Raw genomic sequence first — 15620 nt, 5'->3', positions numbered from 1 at the left:
TTAAAAAAAACGAGCCGGGTACCAAGTGGCTCAGTTGAACGACTGCACGTCCTGGCGCAGACGCTCAATGAAGGCGTCAACAGGCATTACACCCTTATCGACACCACCACGGGCACGCACGGCTACCGTTTGCGCTTCACGCTCCTTGTCGCCGACCACCAACAGGTAGGGGACCTTTTCCAGCGTGTGCTCCCGTATTTTATAGCTAATCTTCTCGTTGCGCAAATCGGCCTCGACTCTAACCCCTTGTTTTTGCAACGATTGGGCTAGCGCCTGCGCGTATTCGGCCTGACTTTCCGCAATATTCATCACAACGACCTGCATCGGCGCGAGCCAAACGGGCATTGCACCGGCATGGTGCTCGATCAGAATCCCGAGGAAACGCTCCATCGATCCGACGATCGCCCGGTGCAGCATGATCGGGCGACGGCGACTGTTGTCTTCGGCAACGTATTCGGCACCCAGCCGCTCCGGCAACACCATGTCGAGCTGCAGCGTACCGCACTGCCACGAGCGGCCGAGCGCGTCCTTGATGTGATACTCGACCTTCGGGCCGTAGAATGCACCCTCGCCGGGCAACTCTTCCCACGTGACGCCGCAGGCCGTCAGCGCCTCGCGCAGTCCCTGCTCCGCGCGATCCCAAGTTTCGTCGGTGCCGGCGCGCGCATCCGGGCGCAGTGACAGCTTGATCTCGACGTTATCAAAGCCGAAGTCGCGGTAGACGCTCATTGCCAGCGTGTTGAACGCGATCGATTCGCTGATGAACTGATCTTCGGTACAGAAAATATGCGCGTCGTCCTGCACGAAGCCGCGCACACGCATCAGTCCATGCAGCGCGCCCGACGATTCGTTGCGATGGCACGAACCGAACTCCGCGTAACGCAGCGGCAGATCGCGATACGAGCGCAGACCGTGATTGAACACCTGCACGTGACCGGGGCAGTTCATCGGCTTGATCGCGTAGTCGCGCTTTTCCGATTCCGTCGTGAACATGTTTTCACGATAGTTCTGCCAGTGGCCCGACGCTTCCCACAGCGAGCGGTCCATGATCAATGGCGTCTTGATTTCCAGGTAGCCGGCGTCGTTCACGCGACGGCGCATGTACTGCTCCACTTGCTGCCACAGCGTCCAGCCGCGCGGATGCCAGAACACCATGCCCGGCGACTCGTCCTGCATGTGGAACAGGTCGAGCTGCTTACCAAGCTTGCGATGGTCGCGCTTCTCGGCTTCTTCGAGCATGTGGAGATACGCTTCCTGGTCTTCCTTCTTCGTCCAGGCCGTGCCGTAAATGCGCTGCAGTTGCTCGTTCTTCGAGTCGCCACGCCAGTACGCGCCCGCGACTTTCATCAGCTTGAAGACCTTCAGCTTGCCGGTGGACGGCACGTGGGGGCCGCGGCACAGGTCCGTGAAGCCGCCATGCGAGTACAGTTTGATTTCGTCGCTAGTGGGGATCGATTCGATGATCTCGGCCTTGTACTTTTCACCGATGCTCTTGAAGTACTCGACCGCTTCGTCGCGGGACACCACGCGACGCGACACCGGCTCGTCCCTCTTCGAGAGTTCCTGCATGCGCTTTTCGATCTTTTCGAGATCTTCCGGCGTGAAAGGACGGTTATAGGAGAAGTCGTAATAGAAACCGTTGTCGATGACCGGGCCGATCGTGACCTGCGCTTCCGGGTACAGATCCTTCACCGCGTACGCGAGCAGGTGCGCCGTCGAGTGGCGGATGATATCGAGACCGTCTGCGTCCTTCTCCGTGACGATGGCGAGCGCCACGTCGTGATCGATCAGCATGGACGTATCGACCAGCTCCCCGTCGATCTTGCCGCCGAGCGCGGCTTTCGCGAGACCGGGGCCGATCGAGGCGGCCACTTCGGCGACGGTCACCGGATGCTCGTACTGTCGAACAGAACCGTCAGGCAAACGTATCGAAACCATTGCGTTCTCCGTGGTGCCGACCGGCGGCGGCACATACAACCAGGGTCAAAAAGATAAAAAAAATGCGGCCCCGCTTTCGAGGGGCCGCATTCACATTTTATGCAAACTTCACTGGCGAAAGTGGTCCTCGACTAGCGTCGTTCCGAAGTGGTTTCGGTCAACGTTCGCGGTGTCATAACCGTATTCGCCTTTTTGCGCTCAAAGCGCTTACTGCAGTTTGCGAAACCCCAGCGAGGCCGGAATTTCATTTTCGTTGGTAGGCTCGATTGGACTCGAACCAACGACCCCCACCATGTCAAGGTGGTGCTCTAACCAGCTGAGCTACGAGCCTGAAGAAACGAGAGTATATGGGGTATAGCGCAGCTTGGCAAGTACTTTTATGCAGCGACTTTAATCCGTCGCGCCACTAGCGGGGCTTTTTCCAACCGCCCGCGCCTCAGTTCTTGCGCGTCGCGCGCACGACACCCGTGATCTCGCCCAGCAGCGTGCACGCGCGCTGAATCTGCGCGGAGCTCGACACCTCGACGGTAAATTGCATGAACGCGGCATTGCGGCGCGATTGCGTCTTTACGCCGATCACGTTCATCTTTTCCCGCGCGAATACTTCGGAGATATCGCGCAGCAGACCTTGCCGGTCGGTCGCCTCGATGCTGAGGTCGACCGGGTAGACGGAATGGCCGCGGCCGCTCATCACGTCCGCCGACCACGCCGTCTGAAGCACGCGCTCCGGCGCGCGCTCCGCCATCCGGCGGAACGTCGCGCAGTCGCTGCGATGAACCGACATGCCCTTGCCTCGCGTAACGAATCCGCAGATGTCGTCGGGCGGCGCCGGCCGGCAGCATCGCGCGAGCTGGGTGAGCAACGCATCGACGCCGACCACCAGCACCCCCGTGGATGCGCCGCGCGCGACGCTCGCGCCGCTGCTGCGTTTCTCGAACTTCTCCGGCGCATCGACCTCGGGCTCGGGCGGCGGCGCATCCTGCAACGCCTGCTCGACGAGCCTCAGACTGAACTCCTCCTTGCCGACCACGGAGAACAGGTCGTCGGTGGTCTTGAAACCGAGCCGCGCGGCCAGTTGATCGAGATTGACCGAGGTCTTGCCTTCGCGCTGCAGGGTTTTTTCAACCATCGCGCGACCATTCGCGATGTGCTCCTGTAACTCCACCGCGTTGAACCATGCGCGCACCTTCTGCCGCGCGCGCGGGCTTTGCAGATAGCCAAGTTGCGGATTAAGCCAGTCGCGCGACGGACCGCCCTCCTTCACCGCCACGATCTCGACCGTCTGGCCGTTCTGCAGCGGCGTGTTGAGCGGCACCATCGCGCCGTCGACGCGCGCACCGCGGCAACGATGCCCAAGCTCGCTGTGCAGGTGAAACGCGAAGTCGATCGGCGTCGCGCCGTGCGGCAACGGAATCACGCGCGCCTGCGGCGTCAGCACGTAGATGTGATCGTCGTCGAGCGTGGCCTGGCGCAACTGCTCCCACGGCTGTGCCGAGCCCGCTTCGCCATGCTCGCCCTCGGAGACTTCGTCCTTCCACGCGAGCAGCTGTCGCAGCCACGCGATCTTCTCGTCGTACTTCTCGCTCGCGGTGAACGTGCCGCCATAGCCGCGCGCACCCGCTTCCTTGTAGCGCCAGTGCGCGGCCACGCCGTATTCGGCGAAGCGATGCATTTCCTGCGTGCGGATCTGCACTTCGAACGCGCGGCCGTCGTCGCCGATCACGACGGTGTGCAGCGACTTGTAGCCGTTGGGCTTCGGCCGGGAGATGTAATCGTCGAACTCCTTCGGCACCGGCTGCCACAGGTTGTGCACGATGCCGAGCACGGTGTAGCAGTCCTTGATGTCCGGCACGATCACGCGAAACGCGCGCACGTCGTACAGCTCGGCGAAGTCCAGCTCCTTGCCGCGCATCTTGCGCCAGATGCTGTAAATATGCTTCGGCCGACCGCTCACTTCCGCGCGGATATGCGCGGCGGCCAACTCCTGCTGCAGGCGTTCGATCGCCTGCGCGACATAGCTCTCGCGCTCGACGCGCTTCTCGTCGAGCAGTTTCGCGATGCGCTTGTAGGTGTCCGGCTCCTCGAAACGGAACGCGAGGTCCTCGAGCTCCCACTTCAATTGCCAGATACCGAGGCGGTTCGCGAGCGGCGCGTAGATATCGAGCGTTTCGCGTGCGACGTCGGGCGACGGCGTGAGCTTCGCGGCCGCGTAATAACGCAGCGTTTGCAGCCGCGACGCGAGGCGGATCAGCACGACGCGAATGTCCTGCGCGAACGCGAGCAGCATTTTGCGCAGCGCCTCGACCTGCACGCGGCGCGCAGCCTGCGCGTCACGCCCGGCCTCGGGCATCGCGTTTTGCGCCGCGCGCAAACTGACCGTGCCGAGCCGCAGCAGCTTGCGTACGTCGCCGACCAGTTGGGCGACTTCTTCGCCGAACTGGTCGGCGATCACGCGCTCCGGATCGCGCAGATGCGGTGTCAGCGCAAACAGCGCAGCGGCCAGCACCGCCGGCGGATCGACGTTGAGCTTGCGCATGATCGACGCGGTGCCCGCCGCGTGATCCGCGAGCAATTCGCCCGACGACAGCCGCACCTCGCCCGCATGTTCGCGCACGAACGCCATCGCTTCGTCGAAGGAACGATGGGGATGAGGCGCGCTCGGAACGGTATCGGTGTTCATGGTGCGACGGCCCGCCGGGCCAGACGATTCAACGGAAAATCAACCACGGTGCTGCCGGACGGCCGCGACTCAGTTGCGCTGCGCCGCGATCACGACGATTTCGACGAGGCACTTCGGATTCGCAAGCTTTGCCTCGACGGTCGCGCGCGGCGGCGTGTCGCCCTGCGCGACCCACTCGTCCCACACGGCGTTCATGCCGGCGAAATGCGCCATGTCCGAGATATAGATCTGCACCGACAGCAACAGCGACTTGTCGCTGTTCGCTTCGGCGAGCAGACGGTCGATGTGGCCGAGCACTTCGCGCGTCTGGCCGGCGATGTCCTGATCGTCGTCTTCGGCGATCTGACCCGCGAGGTACACGGTGCCGTTGTGCACGGCCATTTCCGAGAGACGCTTGCCGACGTGATAACGAATGACTGCCATGAAAAGTCCTGAGCTGAGGGGTTAATCGAACTACGTCCCACACGACACTGCCGATGAAATCGTCACGCGGAACTCAATATTATGACGCGTTCGCGGCCTGACCGATGAAGAACTCCCTCGCGAGCGCGATCTGGTCCGCCGCCAGGAACGCCGGCGCATGCCCGACGCCGGCGATCTCCACGCTCGATGCGGCACGCGCGGTCGACACCATCTTCGCGACCGTTTCACGCGACAGCAAATCCGACTGCTCGCCGCGCACCACCAGCACCGGCCCCTGGAACGACGCGAGCGAATGCCACAGCGCCGCCTCGCCGAGCTTCGCCGCTTCCTCGGTGACCGCCGCGAACGGCTGCGCGATGCGCGGGTCATAGCGAAGCACCCATGCGCCGTCCTCTTCGCGCAGCAACGGCGTATTGATTTCGCGCCATTCGTCCGCAGTCAGCGGTCCGAAGCTCTGCGCGAGCTGCGCGGCATAGTCAACGCCCTGCTGCAGCGTTTCGAAGCGTGCGGGCTTGCCAAGGTAATCGCCGATGCGCTTGACCGCGACCGGCTCCAGATGCGGCCCGACGTCGTTCAGCAGCAGCGTGCGGATCGGCGTGTCCGGCAGGCCGGCGAGCCCCATGCCGATCAGGCCGCCCATCGAGGTGCCGAACCAGTCGACGGTGTCGACGTCGAGCCGCGCGATCAGTGTGACCATGTCGGCGACGTACTGCGGCACCGCGTATAAGTTGGGGTTCGCGAGCCACGACGACAAGCCCCGGCCAACCACGTCCGGGCACACCACGCGATAGGTGTCCGCGAAGTTGACGGCGAGGCGGTCGAAATCGCGCCCCGATCGCGTGAGTCCGTGCACGCACAGCAACACGCGCGGATTGTCCGGGTCGCCCCACTCGGTATAGGCGACGCGATGCAGGCCGGCAGCGCTCGCGCACCGCAAGTAACGTTGACGCGGCGCGGGCCGCCCGGTGGTGGAAGCGGAAGTCGTTGCGGTCATCTGGTGTCCTTGCAAAGACGCTGCGGATTGGGCTGCGAACGATTGTAAACCGCTTCGCCGCGCGGCAAGGATCGGCCAGAAGGCTTAGGAAGGTCGATCCAACCGTCCGGCGCATCCGCCGCCGCGCGCCAAAAACAGAACGGGCGAGACTCTCGTCTCGCCCGTCCGGAACACACCGTTGCCGCCGCGCGGTCGCGCCGACGCGCGCAGCGGCGTTTCAACCCGCGTCAGCTCACCGCGCTCACATCGAGCGGCGCGCCGGTTTTCGCCTTGATTTCGTCGACGCTCACACCCGGCGCGAGTTCGGTCACTTTCAAGCCGTTTTCGGTCACTTCGATCACGCCGAGATCGGTGATGATCTCGTCGACCACACCCACGCCCGTCAGCGGCAGCGTGCATTCTTCGAGGATCTTGTGCTGATCGCCCTTCGCGACGTGCTCCATCAGCACGACAACGCGCTTGACGCCCGCGACCAGGTCCATCGCGCCGCCCATGCCCTTGATCATCTTGCCCGGGATCATCCAGTTCGCGAGATCGCCCTTCCTGCTGATCTGCATCGCACCGAGAATCGCGAGATTGATGTGGCCGCCGCGAATCATCGCGAATGAATCCGCCGACGAGAAGATCGACGAACCGGGCAGCGTCGTCACCGTTTGCTTGCCGGCGTTGATCAGGTCGGCGTCGACTTCGTCTTCGGTCGGCGACGGGCCGATACCGAGCAGACCGTTCTCCGACTGCAGCCACACTTCGACGCCCGCCGGCACGTGGTTCGCGACCAGCGTCGGCAAGCCGATGCCGAGGTTCACGTAAAAGCCGTCCTGCAGTTCCTTCGCCGCGCGCGCGGCCATTTCGTCACGAGTCCATGCCATGATCAGTCTCCTTTCGCGCGGACGACGCGTTGTTCGATGCGTTTTTCCGGATGCGCATTCAGCACGATGCGCTGCACGAAGATGCCAGGCGTATGGATCGCGTCCGGATCGAGCTCGCCCACTTCGACGATCTCTTCGACTTCCGCGACGGTGATGCGGCCCGCCATCGCGCACATCGGATTGAAGTTGCGCGCGGTGCGGCGATAGATCAGGTTGCCGGACTTGTCGGCCTTCCATGCCTTGACGAGCGCGACATCGGCGCTCAGCGAATGTTCGAGCACGTAGTGGTTCTCGCCGAACTGGCGGGTTTCCTTGCCCTCGGCGATCTGCGTGCCGTAGCCGGTGTTCGTGAAAAACGCCGGGATGCCCGAGCCGCCCGCGCGCAGCTTCTCGGCGAGCGTGCCTTGCGGCGTGAATTCGAGCTCGAGTTCGCCGGCCAGGTACTGGCGCTCGAACTCCTTGTTTTCGCCGACGTACGACGAGATCATTTTCTTGATCTGACGCGTCTCGAGCAGCAAGCCGAGGCCGAAACCGTCGACGCCCGCGTTGTTGCTGATGCAGGTGATGCCCTGCACCTTCGAATCGCGCAGCGCTGCGATCAGCGCCTCAGGAATGCCGCACAACCCGAAGCCGCCGACGGCGAACGTCTGCCCGTCCTTGACGATGTCCTTCAGCGCCTCGGCGGCGCCTGGATAGACCTTGTTCATCTGTATGTCCCTTCCTCTATGGAAACCCGAAACGTGTACGCAGGCCGCCGGATCATTGCGGCTGATATCGCAACGGGCGAACTTCACGTCGCCTCACGATACCGCTACGTCATTCTAGTCATCCGCGGCTTGAGCCGCGTTGTCATCTGCCCGAAAGAGTACGCTGGGCCCGCCATGCGGCACAATACGCAAAAATACATAAGTACTTGCCTCCCGCCCATGCCCGCCCTGGATTACCGCACTGCGTTTCACCTCGCGCCGATCGGACTCGTGCTGTCCCGCGAGCGGACCATCGAAGACTGCAACGACGAGCTAGCGTCGATATTCGGCTACGCGCGCGACGCGCTGATCGGTCAGTCGTTCCAGGTGTTGTATCCATCGGCGGACGAGTTCGAGCGGATCGGCGCGCGCATTCCGCCGATCATGACCGCGCAAGGCAGCTACGCGGACGACCGGATCATGAAGCGCGCGAACGGCGAGCTGTTCTGGTGTCACGTGACGGGCCGCGCGCAGCAGCGCACCGACCCGCACGCGGCGGGTGTCTGGACTTTCGAGGATTTGAGCGCAACCCGGCGGGTCGCGGTGGAACTGACGCCACGCGAGCGCGAAATCGCCGCGCAACTGGTGACGGGCAAGACCAGTAAGCAGATCGGCCGCGTGCTCGACATCAGCCCGCGCACGGTCGACGTCTACCGCGCGCGGCTCATGCGCAAATACGATACGGGCAATGCGACCGAGCTGTTGCAGCGGCTGCTCGGGGATTGAGAGAGGGTGTTTGAAGCGCGCGACAACGCTGTCAAGCCGCGCGCTCAGGCCGCCTTGACGAGCGCCGCGCTCTCGATGGCCGCACGCAGTACGTCAGGCACCGGCACCGACTTGCCCGCCGCGTAGTCGATCCACACGCATCGCGCGGCGCCTCGCGCATAGAGCGTATCCGGCTCATCGGCGCGCAGGAGCTCGAAAGCCGTATCGAAGCTGCTGCGCCCCGGTGTCGCCACCGACATCCGGCCGATCACGTCGCCCGGATAGTGCAGCTGCTTCAGAAACTCCATCGACGCATTGACGATCACCGGCCCCTGCCCGTGCGCGCGCTGGCCGACAAAGTCCATGTGCTCGAACCAGGAAATCCGCACCTGCTCCATGTAGCGGAAATAAACCGTGTTGTTGACGTGACCGAAGGCGTCCATGTCGCCCCAGCGGATCGGCATCGTCATTTCGAAAACTGCGTGAAAATCGCTCATTCTGTACTTCCGTTCTTCCTTTTTCTGCCTGACTTTTGAAACTTTGGACAACCCGCTCACGCGAGTCCGAAGCCGTCGTCGGCGACGATCACCGAGCCGTTGATGAACTGCGATTCATCCGCCGCGAGCAGCAGGAGCAGCCCATCGAGATCCTCCGGCTTGCCGACCCGATGACGCGGCAGCATCGCCACGAGTTTCTGCCCCTGATCGGTCGACCAGTGGTGATGGTTGATCTCGGTGTCGATATACCCGGGGCAGATCGCGTTCACATTGATGCCGTGCTTGCCCCACTCGAGCGCCATCGCCTTCGTCATGTGGACGACCGCGGCCTTGCTCATCGAATACAGGCCGATTTGCGGCAGCACGCGCAAGCCCGCCATCGACGCGATGTTGATGATCCGGTACGACGGCTTCTGCGCGGTGTTGCCGCGCATGATCATGCGCTTGGCGACTTCCTGCGCCACGAAAAACGCGCCGCGCGTATTCGTGTCGAACACGTATTCGAAGTCCGCCGGCGTGACCTCGGACAGCTTCTGCGTGGTCGACACGCCCGAGTTGTTGACGAGGATATCGATGGTGCCGGCCTCGGTCTCCGCATGCGCGACCGCCGACTTGATGCTCTGATAGTCGGTCACGTCGAGCGACACGACGTGCGCGGCGCCGCCGGACGCCTCGATTTCCGCACGCAGTTCCTTGAGCCGCTCGGTACGTCGGCTCGCCAGCACGACCTTCGCGCCCGCCTGCGATAGCACCTGCGCGAAGCGCTTGCCCAGCCCGCTCGAGGCGCCGGTAATCAGCGCGACCTTGCCTTCCAGATTGATCGAACGGCCCATTGTCTTTCCTTGTTCGGTTGTGGTGACAACTGCGGTTGACGGGTTCGGTAGGACCCGACTAAGGGTCTATACCGTATCATGAAATAGTACGGTCGTGCTAATCTGTGGCTTTCGGGTTGCGGCGCGGGAATCGATCGCCCACAATACGAACCCGAAAAAAGCATTCTAACGGTAAGAGGAGCATCAATGACCCCCGCAAGTCTCATTGAGCAGTACGGCCCGCGCGAGTCGATGGAGTATGACGTCGTCATCGTCGGCGGCGGCCCTGCGGGCCTGTCGGCGGCCATTCGCCTGAAGCAGCGCGCCGCCGAGCGAGGCGCTGACATTGGCGTGTGCGTACTCGAAAAAGGCTCAGAGATCGGGGCCCATATTCTGTCGGGCGCGGTGATGGACCCGCGCGCACTGACCGAGCTGATCCCGGACTGGAAGGAAAAAGGCGCGCCGCTGACGGTGGACGTGACCGAAGACAGATTCCTGTTCCTGACGGAAACCGGTTCGAAGAGCGTGCCGACCTGGGCGCTGCCGGACAATTTCAAGAACCACGGCAACTACGTGATCAGCCTCGCGAACGTGACGCGCTGGCTGGGTCAGCAGGCCGAGGCGCTCGGCGTCGAGATATTCCCGGGCTTTCCGGCGGCCGAAGTGCTGTACAACGACGACGGCTCGGTCAAGGGCGTCGCGACCGGCAACCTCGGCATCGGCAAGGACGGCGAACCGACCGGGAACTTCCAGCTCGGCATGGAGCTGCACGCGAAGTACACGCTGTTCTGCGAAGGCGCGCGCGGCCACCTCGGCCGTCAGCTGAACGAGAAGTTCAAGCTGCGCGACGGCGTCGATCCGCAGGTGTACGGCATCGGTATCAAGGAGCTGTGGGAGATCGATCCCGCCAGGCACAAGCCGGGTCTGGTGATGCACACGGCCGGCTGGCCGCTCGAAAACGACACCTACGGCGGCTCGTTCCTCTACCACATGGACAACAACCAGGTCGTGGTCGGCTTCGTGGTCGGCCTCGGCTATTCGAATCCGTATCTGTCGCCGTTCGAGGAATTCCAGCGCTACAAGACGCATCCGGCGATCCGCGCGATTCTCGAAGGCGGCAAGCGCGTGTCCTACGGCGCGCGCGCGATCACCGCGGGCGGCCTGATGTCGTTGCCGAAGCTGGTGTTCCCAGGCGGTGCGCTGGTCGGCGACGACGCGGGCTTCCTGAACGCGTCGCGCATCAAGGGTTCGCACGCCGCGATCAAGACCGGCATGCTCGCCGCCGATGCCGCGTTCGACGCCGTCCAGGCCGGCCGTCAGTCGGACGAACTGAGCGCCTACCCGGAAGCGTTCAAGACGTCGTGGCTCTACACCGAGCTGTATCGCGCGCGTAACTTCAAGCAGTGGATGAGCAAGGGTCTCTACCTCGGCACGCTGATGGTCGGTCTCGAGCAGAAGCTGCTCGGCGGCAACGTGCCGTGGACGCTGCATCACCAGCATTCCGATCACGAGATGCTGAAGCCGGCTTCGCAGTGCAAGCCGATCACGTATCCGAAGCCGGACGGCAAGCTGACGTTCGATCGGCTCTCCTCGGTGTTCATCTCGAACACGAATCACGAGGAAAATCAGCCGGCGCACCTGACGCTGAAGGATCCGAGCGTGCCGGTCAACGTGAACTGGCAGACCTACGCGGGACCGGAGGCGCGTTATTGCCCGGCCGCAGTGTACGAGTTCGTGAAGAACGACGATGGCAGCGAGCGGCTCGTCATCAATGCGCAGAACTGCGTGCACTGCAAGACCTGCGATATCAAGGACCCGACGCAGAATATCGTGTGGGTCACGCCGGAAGGCGGTGGCGGTCCGAACTATCCGAATATGTGATTGATGTGCCGTCTGCCTGTGCGGCGCTGCGCGATAACCGGCAGCGTCGCGCAGGCAAATTCCGATAGCGCGCTCGCGCTTTCGTCTGCGCGCATTCTTGCGCGTTTCGTTGGTCCCCTTCCCTAATCTTTTTATGGCGGCCCGTTCGCCGCCAATCGCGGGACCGCGTCAGGGTTACGGCGCGCTTGCCGCGATCTTCGGCGTGCTCACGGCCACATCGCCGCATTGCGCGCGATGGCGCAGCGCGTGATCGATCAGCACGAGCGCAAGCATCGACTCGGCGATCGGCGTCGCACGAATGCCGACGCAGGGGTCGTGCCGCCCGAAGGTCTCGACGATCGCGGGGTTCCCCGCCTTGTCGATCGAACGGCGCGGCGTGCGAATGCTCGACGTCGGCTTGATCGCGATCGACACCGTGATGTCCTGCCCCGTCGAAATACCGCCGAGCACGCCGCCAGCGTGATTGCCGACGAAACCTTCCGGCGTCAGCTCGTCGCCATGCACCGAGCCGCGTTGCGCGACGCTCGCGAAGCCCGCGCCGATCTCGACGCCCTTCACCGCGTTGATGCCCATCATCGCGTGCGCGATGTCGGCGTCGAGGCGGTCGAACAGCGGCTCGCCGAGGCCGACCGGCACACCGGAGGTAACTACGTTGATGCGCGCGCCGATCGAATCACCGTCCTTGCGCAGCGCGTCCATATACGCCTCGAGCTGCGGAACGATCTCCGCATTCGGCACGAAAAACGGGTTTTCGCGCACCTGCGCCCAATCGACGAACGGCACGTCGATCTCGCCGAGCGCGGCCATATAGCCGCGAATTTCGGTGCCGAACTTCTCGCGCAGCCACTTCTTCGCGACCGCGCCCGCCGCGACCGCCGGCGCCGTCAGCCGTGCCGACGAGCGGCCGCCACCGCGGTAATCGCGAATGCCGTACTTTTGCCAGTACGTGTAGTCGGCGTGGCCGGGGCGGAACGTTTCCGCGATGTTGCCGTAGTCCTTGCTGCGCTGGTCGGTATTGCGGATCAGCAGCGCAATTGGCGCGCCGGTGGTTTGACCTTCGAACACGCCCGAGAGGATCTCGACCTTGTCTTCTTCCTGGCGCTGCGTCACGTGGCGCGACGTGCCCGGCTTGCGGCGATCGAGTTCGAACTGGATGTCGGCTTCGTTGAGCGCCATGCCCGGCGGGCAGCCGTCGATCACGCAGCCGATAGCGGGGCCGTGCGATTCGCCGAAGGTCGTGACAGTGAAAAGCGTACCGAGCGTGTTGCCGGACATGAGCGTCGTCCAAAGAAATACGGGGAGACCGCTATTATGCCAGCCCGCTCGCCTCGAAGGCGGGCCTGGCGACGGCGATGGCCGATCGGCCAGGGCGCACTCGGCCGAAAGCGGGTGATGGTGGGCGAGTTCGCCATCTCGGCGTCCGCGCATCGGCCCACGGCTATTTGCGGGCGCCGCGCAGCTCGGTCACGAGCCGCTGCAGCGTCTCCGGCGTCGCGAGCGCCGGGTCGATCGGCTCGCCGACGGCGAGGCTCAGCCGGCTCATCACACCCTTGCTGATCGGCCGCGGCCAGGTTGCGTCCACCGCGCGCGAAAACACGCTGCCCCACAGCCCGCGCAGCGCCATCGGAATGACGGGCGCCGGCGTCCGCCTGACGATCTCGGCGACGCCGTGGCGAAACGGATTCAGCTCGCCGGTACGCGTCAGCTTCCCTTCGGGAAAGATACAGACGAGCTCGCCGTCCGCGAGCGCCTGCGCGCACAGGTCGTACGCACGCGCGAGCAGCGCCGCGTCCTGATGCGCGGACGCGATCGGAATCGCCTTCGCGTGCCGGAACAGCCAGCCGACGAACGGCGAGCGGAAGATCTGGTGGTCCATCACGAAGCGGATCGGCCGCGGGCTTTCGGCCATGATGACGATCGCATCGACGAAACTGACGTGGTTGCACACGAGCACCGCCGCGCCCTGTTCCGGAATCCGCTCCGCGTGCACGAGCCGGATCCGGTAGAACGTATGCACGAGCAGCCACGCGATGAAGCGCAGCAGGAACTCCGGCACGAGCAAATAGATGTAGCCCGCGACGACCACATTCAGAAGCGCGGTGACGAGGAAGATCGCCGGAATACTGAAGCCCGCGGCGGTCAGGCCCATCGCCATGAGCGCCGACACGATCATGAACAGCGAGTTGAGGATGTTGTTCGCGGCGATGATGCGCGCGCGATGGCTCGGCTGACTACGACTCTGGATCAGCGCATACAGCGGCACGCTGTAAAAGCCGCCGAACATCGCGAGCAGGAACAGATCGGCGAGCACGCGCCAATGCGCTAGCCGCGCGAGAAATTCGCCAACGCTGAGCAGATGCCCCGCCGGCGGCAGCGCGTGGCTCGCGAAAAAAAGATCGATCGCGAACACGCTCATACCGATCGAGCCGAGCGGCACGAGGCCGACTTCGATCCGCCGCTTCGAGAGCCGTTCGCACAACAGCGAGCCGATGCCGATGCCGATCGAAAACGTGGCGAGCAGCACGGTCACGACGTCGGGATCGGCGGACAGCACGTCCTTCGCGAAGTTGAAGAACGACGCGAGGAACGTCGCGCCGACGAACCACAGCCACGAAATGCCGAGCAGACCAAGAAACACCGTGCGGTTTTCGTGCGCGAGCTTCAGATTGCGCCACGTTTCGCTGACCGGGTTCCAGTTGATGCGCAACCCGGGCTGCGGCGCGGGCGTAGCCGGCACGAAGCCCGACACGGCGCGCCCGATCAGCGCGATCGCGATACACGCGCAAGCGAGCACCACCGCGCCATGCTCGGCGAACCCCGCGCCCGCGCCGCCGACGATCGTGCCGATCAGGATCGCGACGAAGGTGCCCATCTCGACCATGCCATTGCCGCCGACCAGCTCCGCCTGCGACAGATGCTGCGGCAGATACGAGTACTTGACCGGCCCGAATACCGTCGAATGCACGCCCATCAGGAACGTGCACAGGTACAGCAACGGCGCGGCATGCAGCCAGAACCCCGCGCCGCCGACCAGCATCACCGCGATCTCGAAAGTCTTGACGAGGCGCGTGAGCAACGCTTTGTCGTACTTGTCCGCGATCTGGCCGGAAGTGGCCGAAAACAGCACGAAAGGCAGAATGAAAATCGCGGCGATCAGGAACGCCGCGGTTTTCGGGTCGACGCCCGAAAACCGCGCCGCCTGATACGTGACGAGCGACGTGAAGCCGATCTTGAACACGTTGTCGTTCATCGCGCCGAGAAACTGTGTCCAGAAGAACGGCGCGAAGCGGCGCTGGCCGAGCAGGCGGAACTGGGATTCGTGCGCTTCGTGCGCGCGAGCGGCGCGGCGGGCGGCGGGCAACGGACGATCGTTCATGAAGTCAGGAGAACGGCGCGGAACAATGGCGATGAAGCGGGCGGCACGGCCGGCAAGCGGATCGCCGCGACTCGCGCACGCGGCTCCCGCAATCCGTCCGCACCAGCTCCAGACACAAAAAAAGCGCCCGCTTGCGCGCGCGCCCTGTCGGCGGATTCGCGCTCGCGGCGACGGCCGGAGCGCGACCTTCGAGCCACACGCATCAACGCGCCGGCTGCTGGTCCTGTCCTTCCTGCTCTTCCGGCCAGTCGCGGATATAGGCCTTCAGCATGCGGTTCTCGAACCCCTGCTCCTCGACCACCGCCTTCGCGACGTCGTAAAACGAGATGACGCCCATCAGCGTGCGGCTTTCCATGACGGGCAGATAGCGCACGTGATGCTCGAGCATCATGCGGCGCACTTCGTTGACGTCGGTTTCGGGCGTGCAGGTGAGCGGATGGTCGTCCATCACCTTGCGGATCGTCGAGGTGCCGACGCTGCCGCCGTTCTCGCTCAAGGTCAGAATGATTTCGCGAAACGTCAGCATGCCGACGAGGTCGCCGTACTCCATCACGACGAGCGAGCCGATGTCGTGCTCGGCCATGGTATTGACGGCGTCATGCAGCGTGGTATCCGGCGTGACCGTAAAAAGGGTATTGCCCTTGACTTTAAGAATGTCGCTGACTCGCATGATCTATCTCCTGATACCGCCAATCTTGC

13 protein-coding genes and 1 tRNA gene are annotated in these 15620 nt (G+C 63.8%); 2 read left to right on the top strand and 12 right to left on the bottom strand.

Going from position 1 to position 15620, the window contains the following annotated elements:
* Nucleotides 1–30 precede the first annotated feature (30 nt).
* The 7 genes from thrS to HDG37_RS13110 form a co-directional block, all read right to left on the bottom strand.
* Nucleotides 31–1938, bottom strand: a complete 1908-nt coding sequence (thrS, locus tag HDG37_RS13140; protein ID WP_184047886.1) for a threonine--tRNA ligase — start codon at nt 1936–1938, stop codon at nt 31–33.
* Between the two features lie 254 nt (nt 1939–2192).
* A tRNA-Val gene (locus tag HDG37_RS13135) sits at nt 2193–2269 on the bottom strand.
* A gap of 105 nt (nt 2270–2374) precedes the next feature.
* The gene (locus tag HDG37_RS13130; protein ID WP_184047883.1) at nt 2375–4618 is read right to left on the bottom strand and encodes a bifunctional (p)ppGpp synthetase/guanosine-3',5'-bis(diphosphate) 3'-pyrophosphohydrolase; all 2244 of its coding nucleotides are present in this window, start codon (nt 4616–4618) and stop codon (nt 2375–2377) included.
* Nucleotides 4619–4687: 69 nt separating this feature from the next.
* The gene (locus HDG37_RS13125; RefSeq protein WP_184021856.1) at nt 4688–5041 is read right to left on the bottom strand and encodes a RidA family protein; all 354 of its coding nucleotides are present in this window, start codon (nt 5039–5041) and stop codon (nt 4688–4690) included.
* Nucleotides 5042–5120: 79 nt separating this feature from the next.
* A complete protein-coding gene (locus HDG37_RS13120; RefSeq protein WP_184047880.1) occupies nt 5121–6035 on the bottom strand; it encodes an alpha/beta fold hydrolase in 915 nt (304 codons plus the stop codon).
* Nucleotides 6036–6262: 227 nt separating this feature from the next.
* Nucleotides 6263–6904, bottom strand: coding sequence for a CoA transferase subunit B (locus tag HDG37_RS13115; RefSeq protein ID WP_184021841.1), 642 nt, complete (start codon nt 6902–6904; stop codon nt 6263–6265).
* 2 nt (nt 6905–6906) lie between these two features.
* Entirely contained in the window at nt 6907–7611 is a 705-nt protein-coding gene (locus HDG37_RS13110; protein ID WP_184047877.1) for a CoA transferase subunit A, read from the bottom strand.
* Between the two features lie 219 nt (nt 7612–7830).
* On the opposite strand from HDG37_RS13110, the gene HDG37_RS13105 reads away from it, so the two are divergent.
* Nucleotides 7831–8376, top strand: coding sequence for a LuxR C-terminal-related transcriptional regulator (locus HDG37_RS13105; protein ID WP_018421157.1), 546 nt, complete (start codon nt 7831–7833; stop codon nt 8374–8376).
* A 44-nt stretch (nt 8377–8420) separates the two neighbouring features.
* Here the strand turns inward: HDG37_RS13105 and HDG37_RS13100 are convergent, their stop codons facing one another.
* Entirely contained in the window at nt 8421–8852 is a 432-nt protein-coding gene (locus HDG37_RS13100; protein WP_090800991.1) for a thioesterase family protein, read from the bottom strand.
* Between the two features lie 56 nt (nt 8853–8908).
* Nucleotides 8909–9685, bottom strand: a complete 777-nt coding sequence (locus HDG37_RS13095) for an SDR family oxidoreductase (RefSeq protein WP_184047874.1) — start codon at nt 9683–9685, stop codon at nt 8909–8911.
* Nucleotides 9686–9871: 186 nt separating this feature from the next.
* Between HDG37_RS13095 and HDG37_RS13090 the strand changes: the two genes are divergently transcribed.
* Nucleotides 9872–11545, top strand: coding sequence for an electron transfer flavoprotein-ubiquinone oxidoreductase (locus tag HDG37_RS13090; RefSeq protein WP_184047871.1), 1674 nt, complete (start codon nt 9872–9874; stop codon nt 11543–11545).
* A gap of 174 nt (nt 11546–11719) precedes the next feature.
* On the opposite strand, the gene aroC is transcribed toward HDG37_RS13090, so the two are convergent.
* The 3 genes from aroC to HDG37_RS13075 form a co-directional block, all read right to left on the bottom strand.
* Entirely contained in the window at nt 11720–12820 is a 1101-nt protein-coding gene (gene aroC, locus HDG37_RS13085; protein ID WP_184047868.1) for a chorismate synthase, read from the bottom strand.
* A 163-nt stretch (nt 12821–12983) separates the two neighbouring features.
* Nucleotides 12984–14921, bottom strand: a complete 1938-nt coding sequence (locus HDG37_RS13080) for an MFS transporter (protein WP_184047865.1) — start codon at nt 14919–14921, stop codon at nt 12984–12986.
* Between the two features lie 202 nt (nt 14922–15123).
* The gene (locus HDG37_RS13075; protein WP_018421164.1) at nt 15124–15591 is read right to left on the bottom strand and encodes a CBS domain-containing protein; all 468 of its coding nucleotides are present in this window, start codon (nt 15589–15591) and stop codon (nt 15124–15126) included.
* Nucleotides 15592–15620 lie beyond the last annotated feature (29 nt).

Origin of the sequence: Paraburkholderia sp. MM5384-R2, assembly GCF_014201025.1 — a bacterium.
GTDB lineage: Bacteria > Pseudomonadota > Gammaproteobacteria > Burkholderiales > Burkholderiaceae > Paraburkholderia > Paraburkholderia tuberum.
This window is presented reverse-complemented; position numbering and strand designations above follow the sequence as displayed.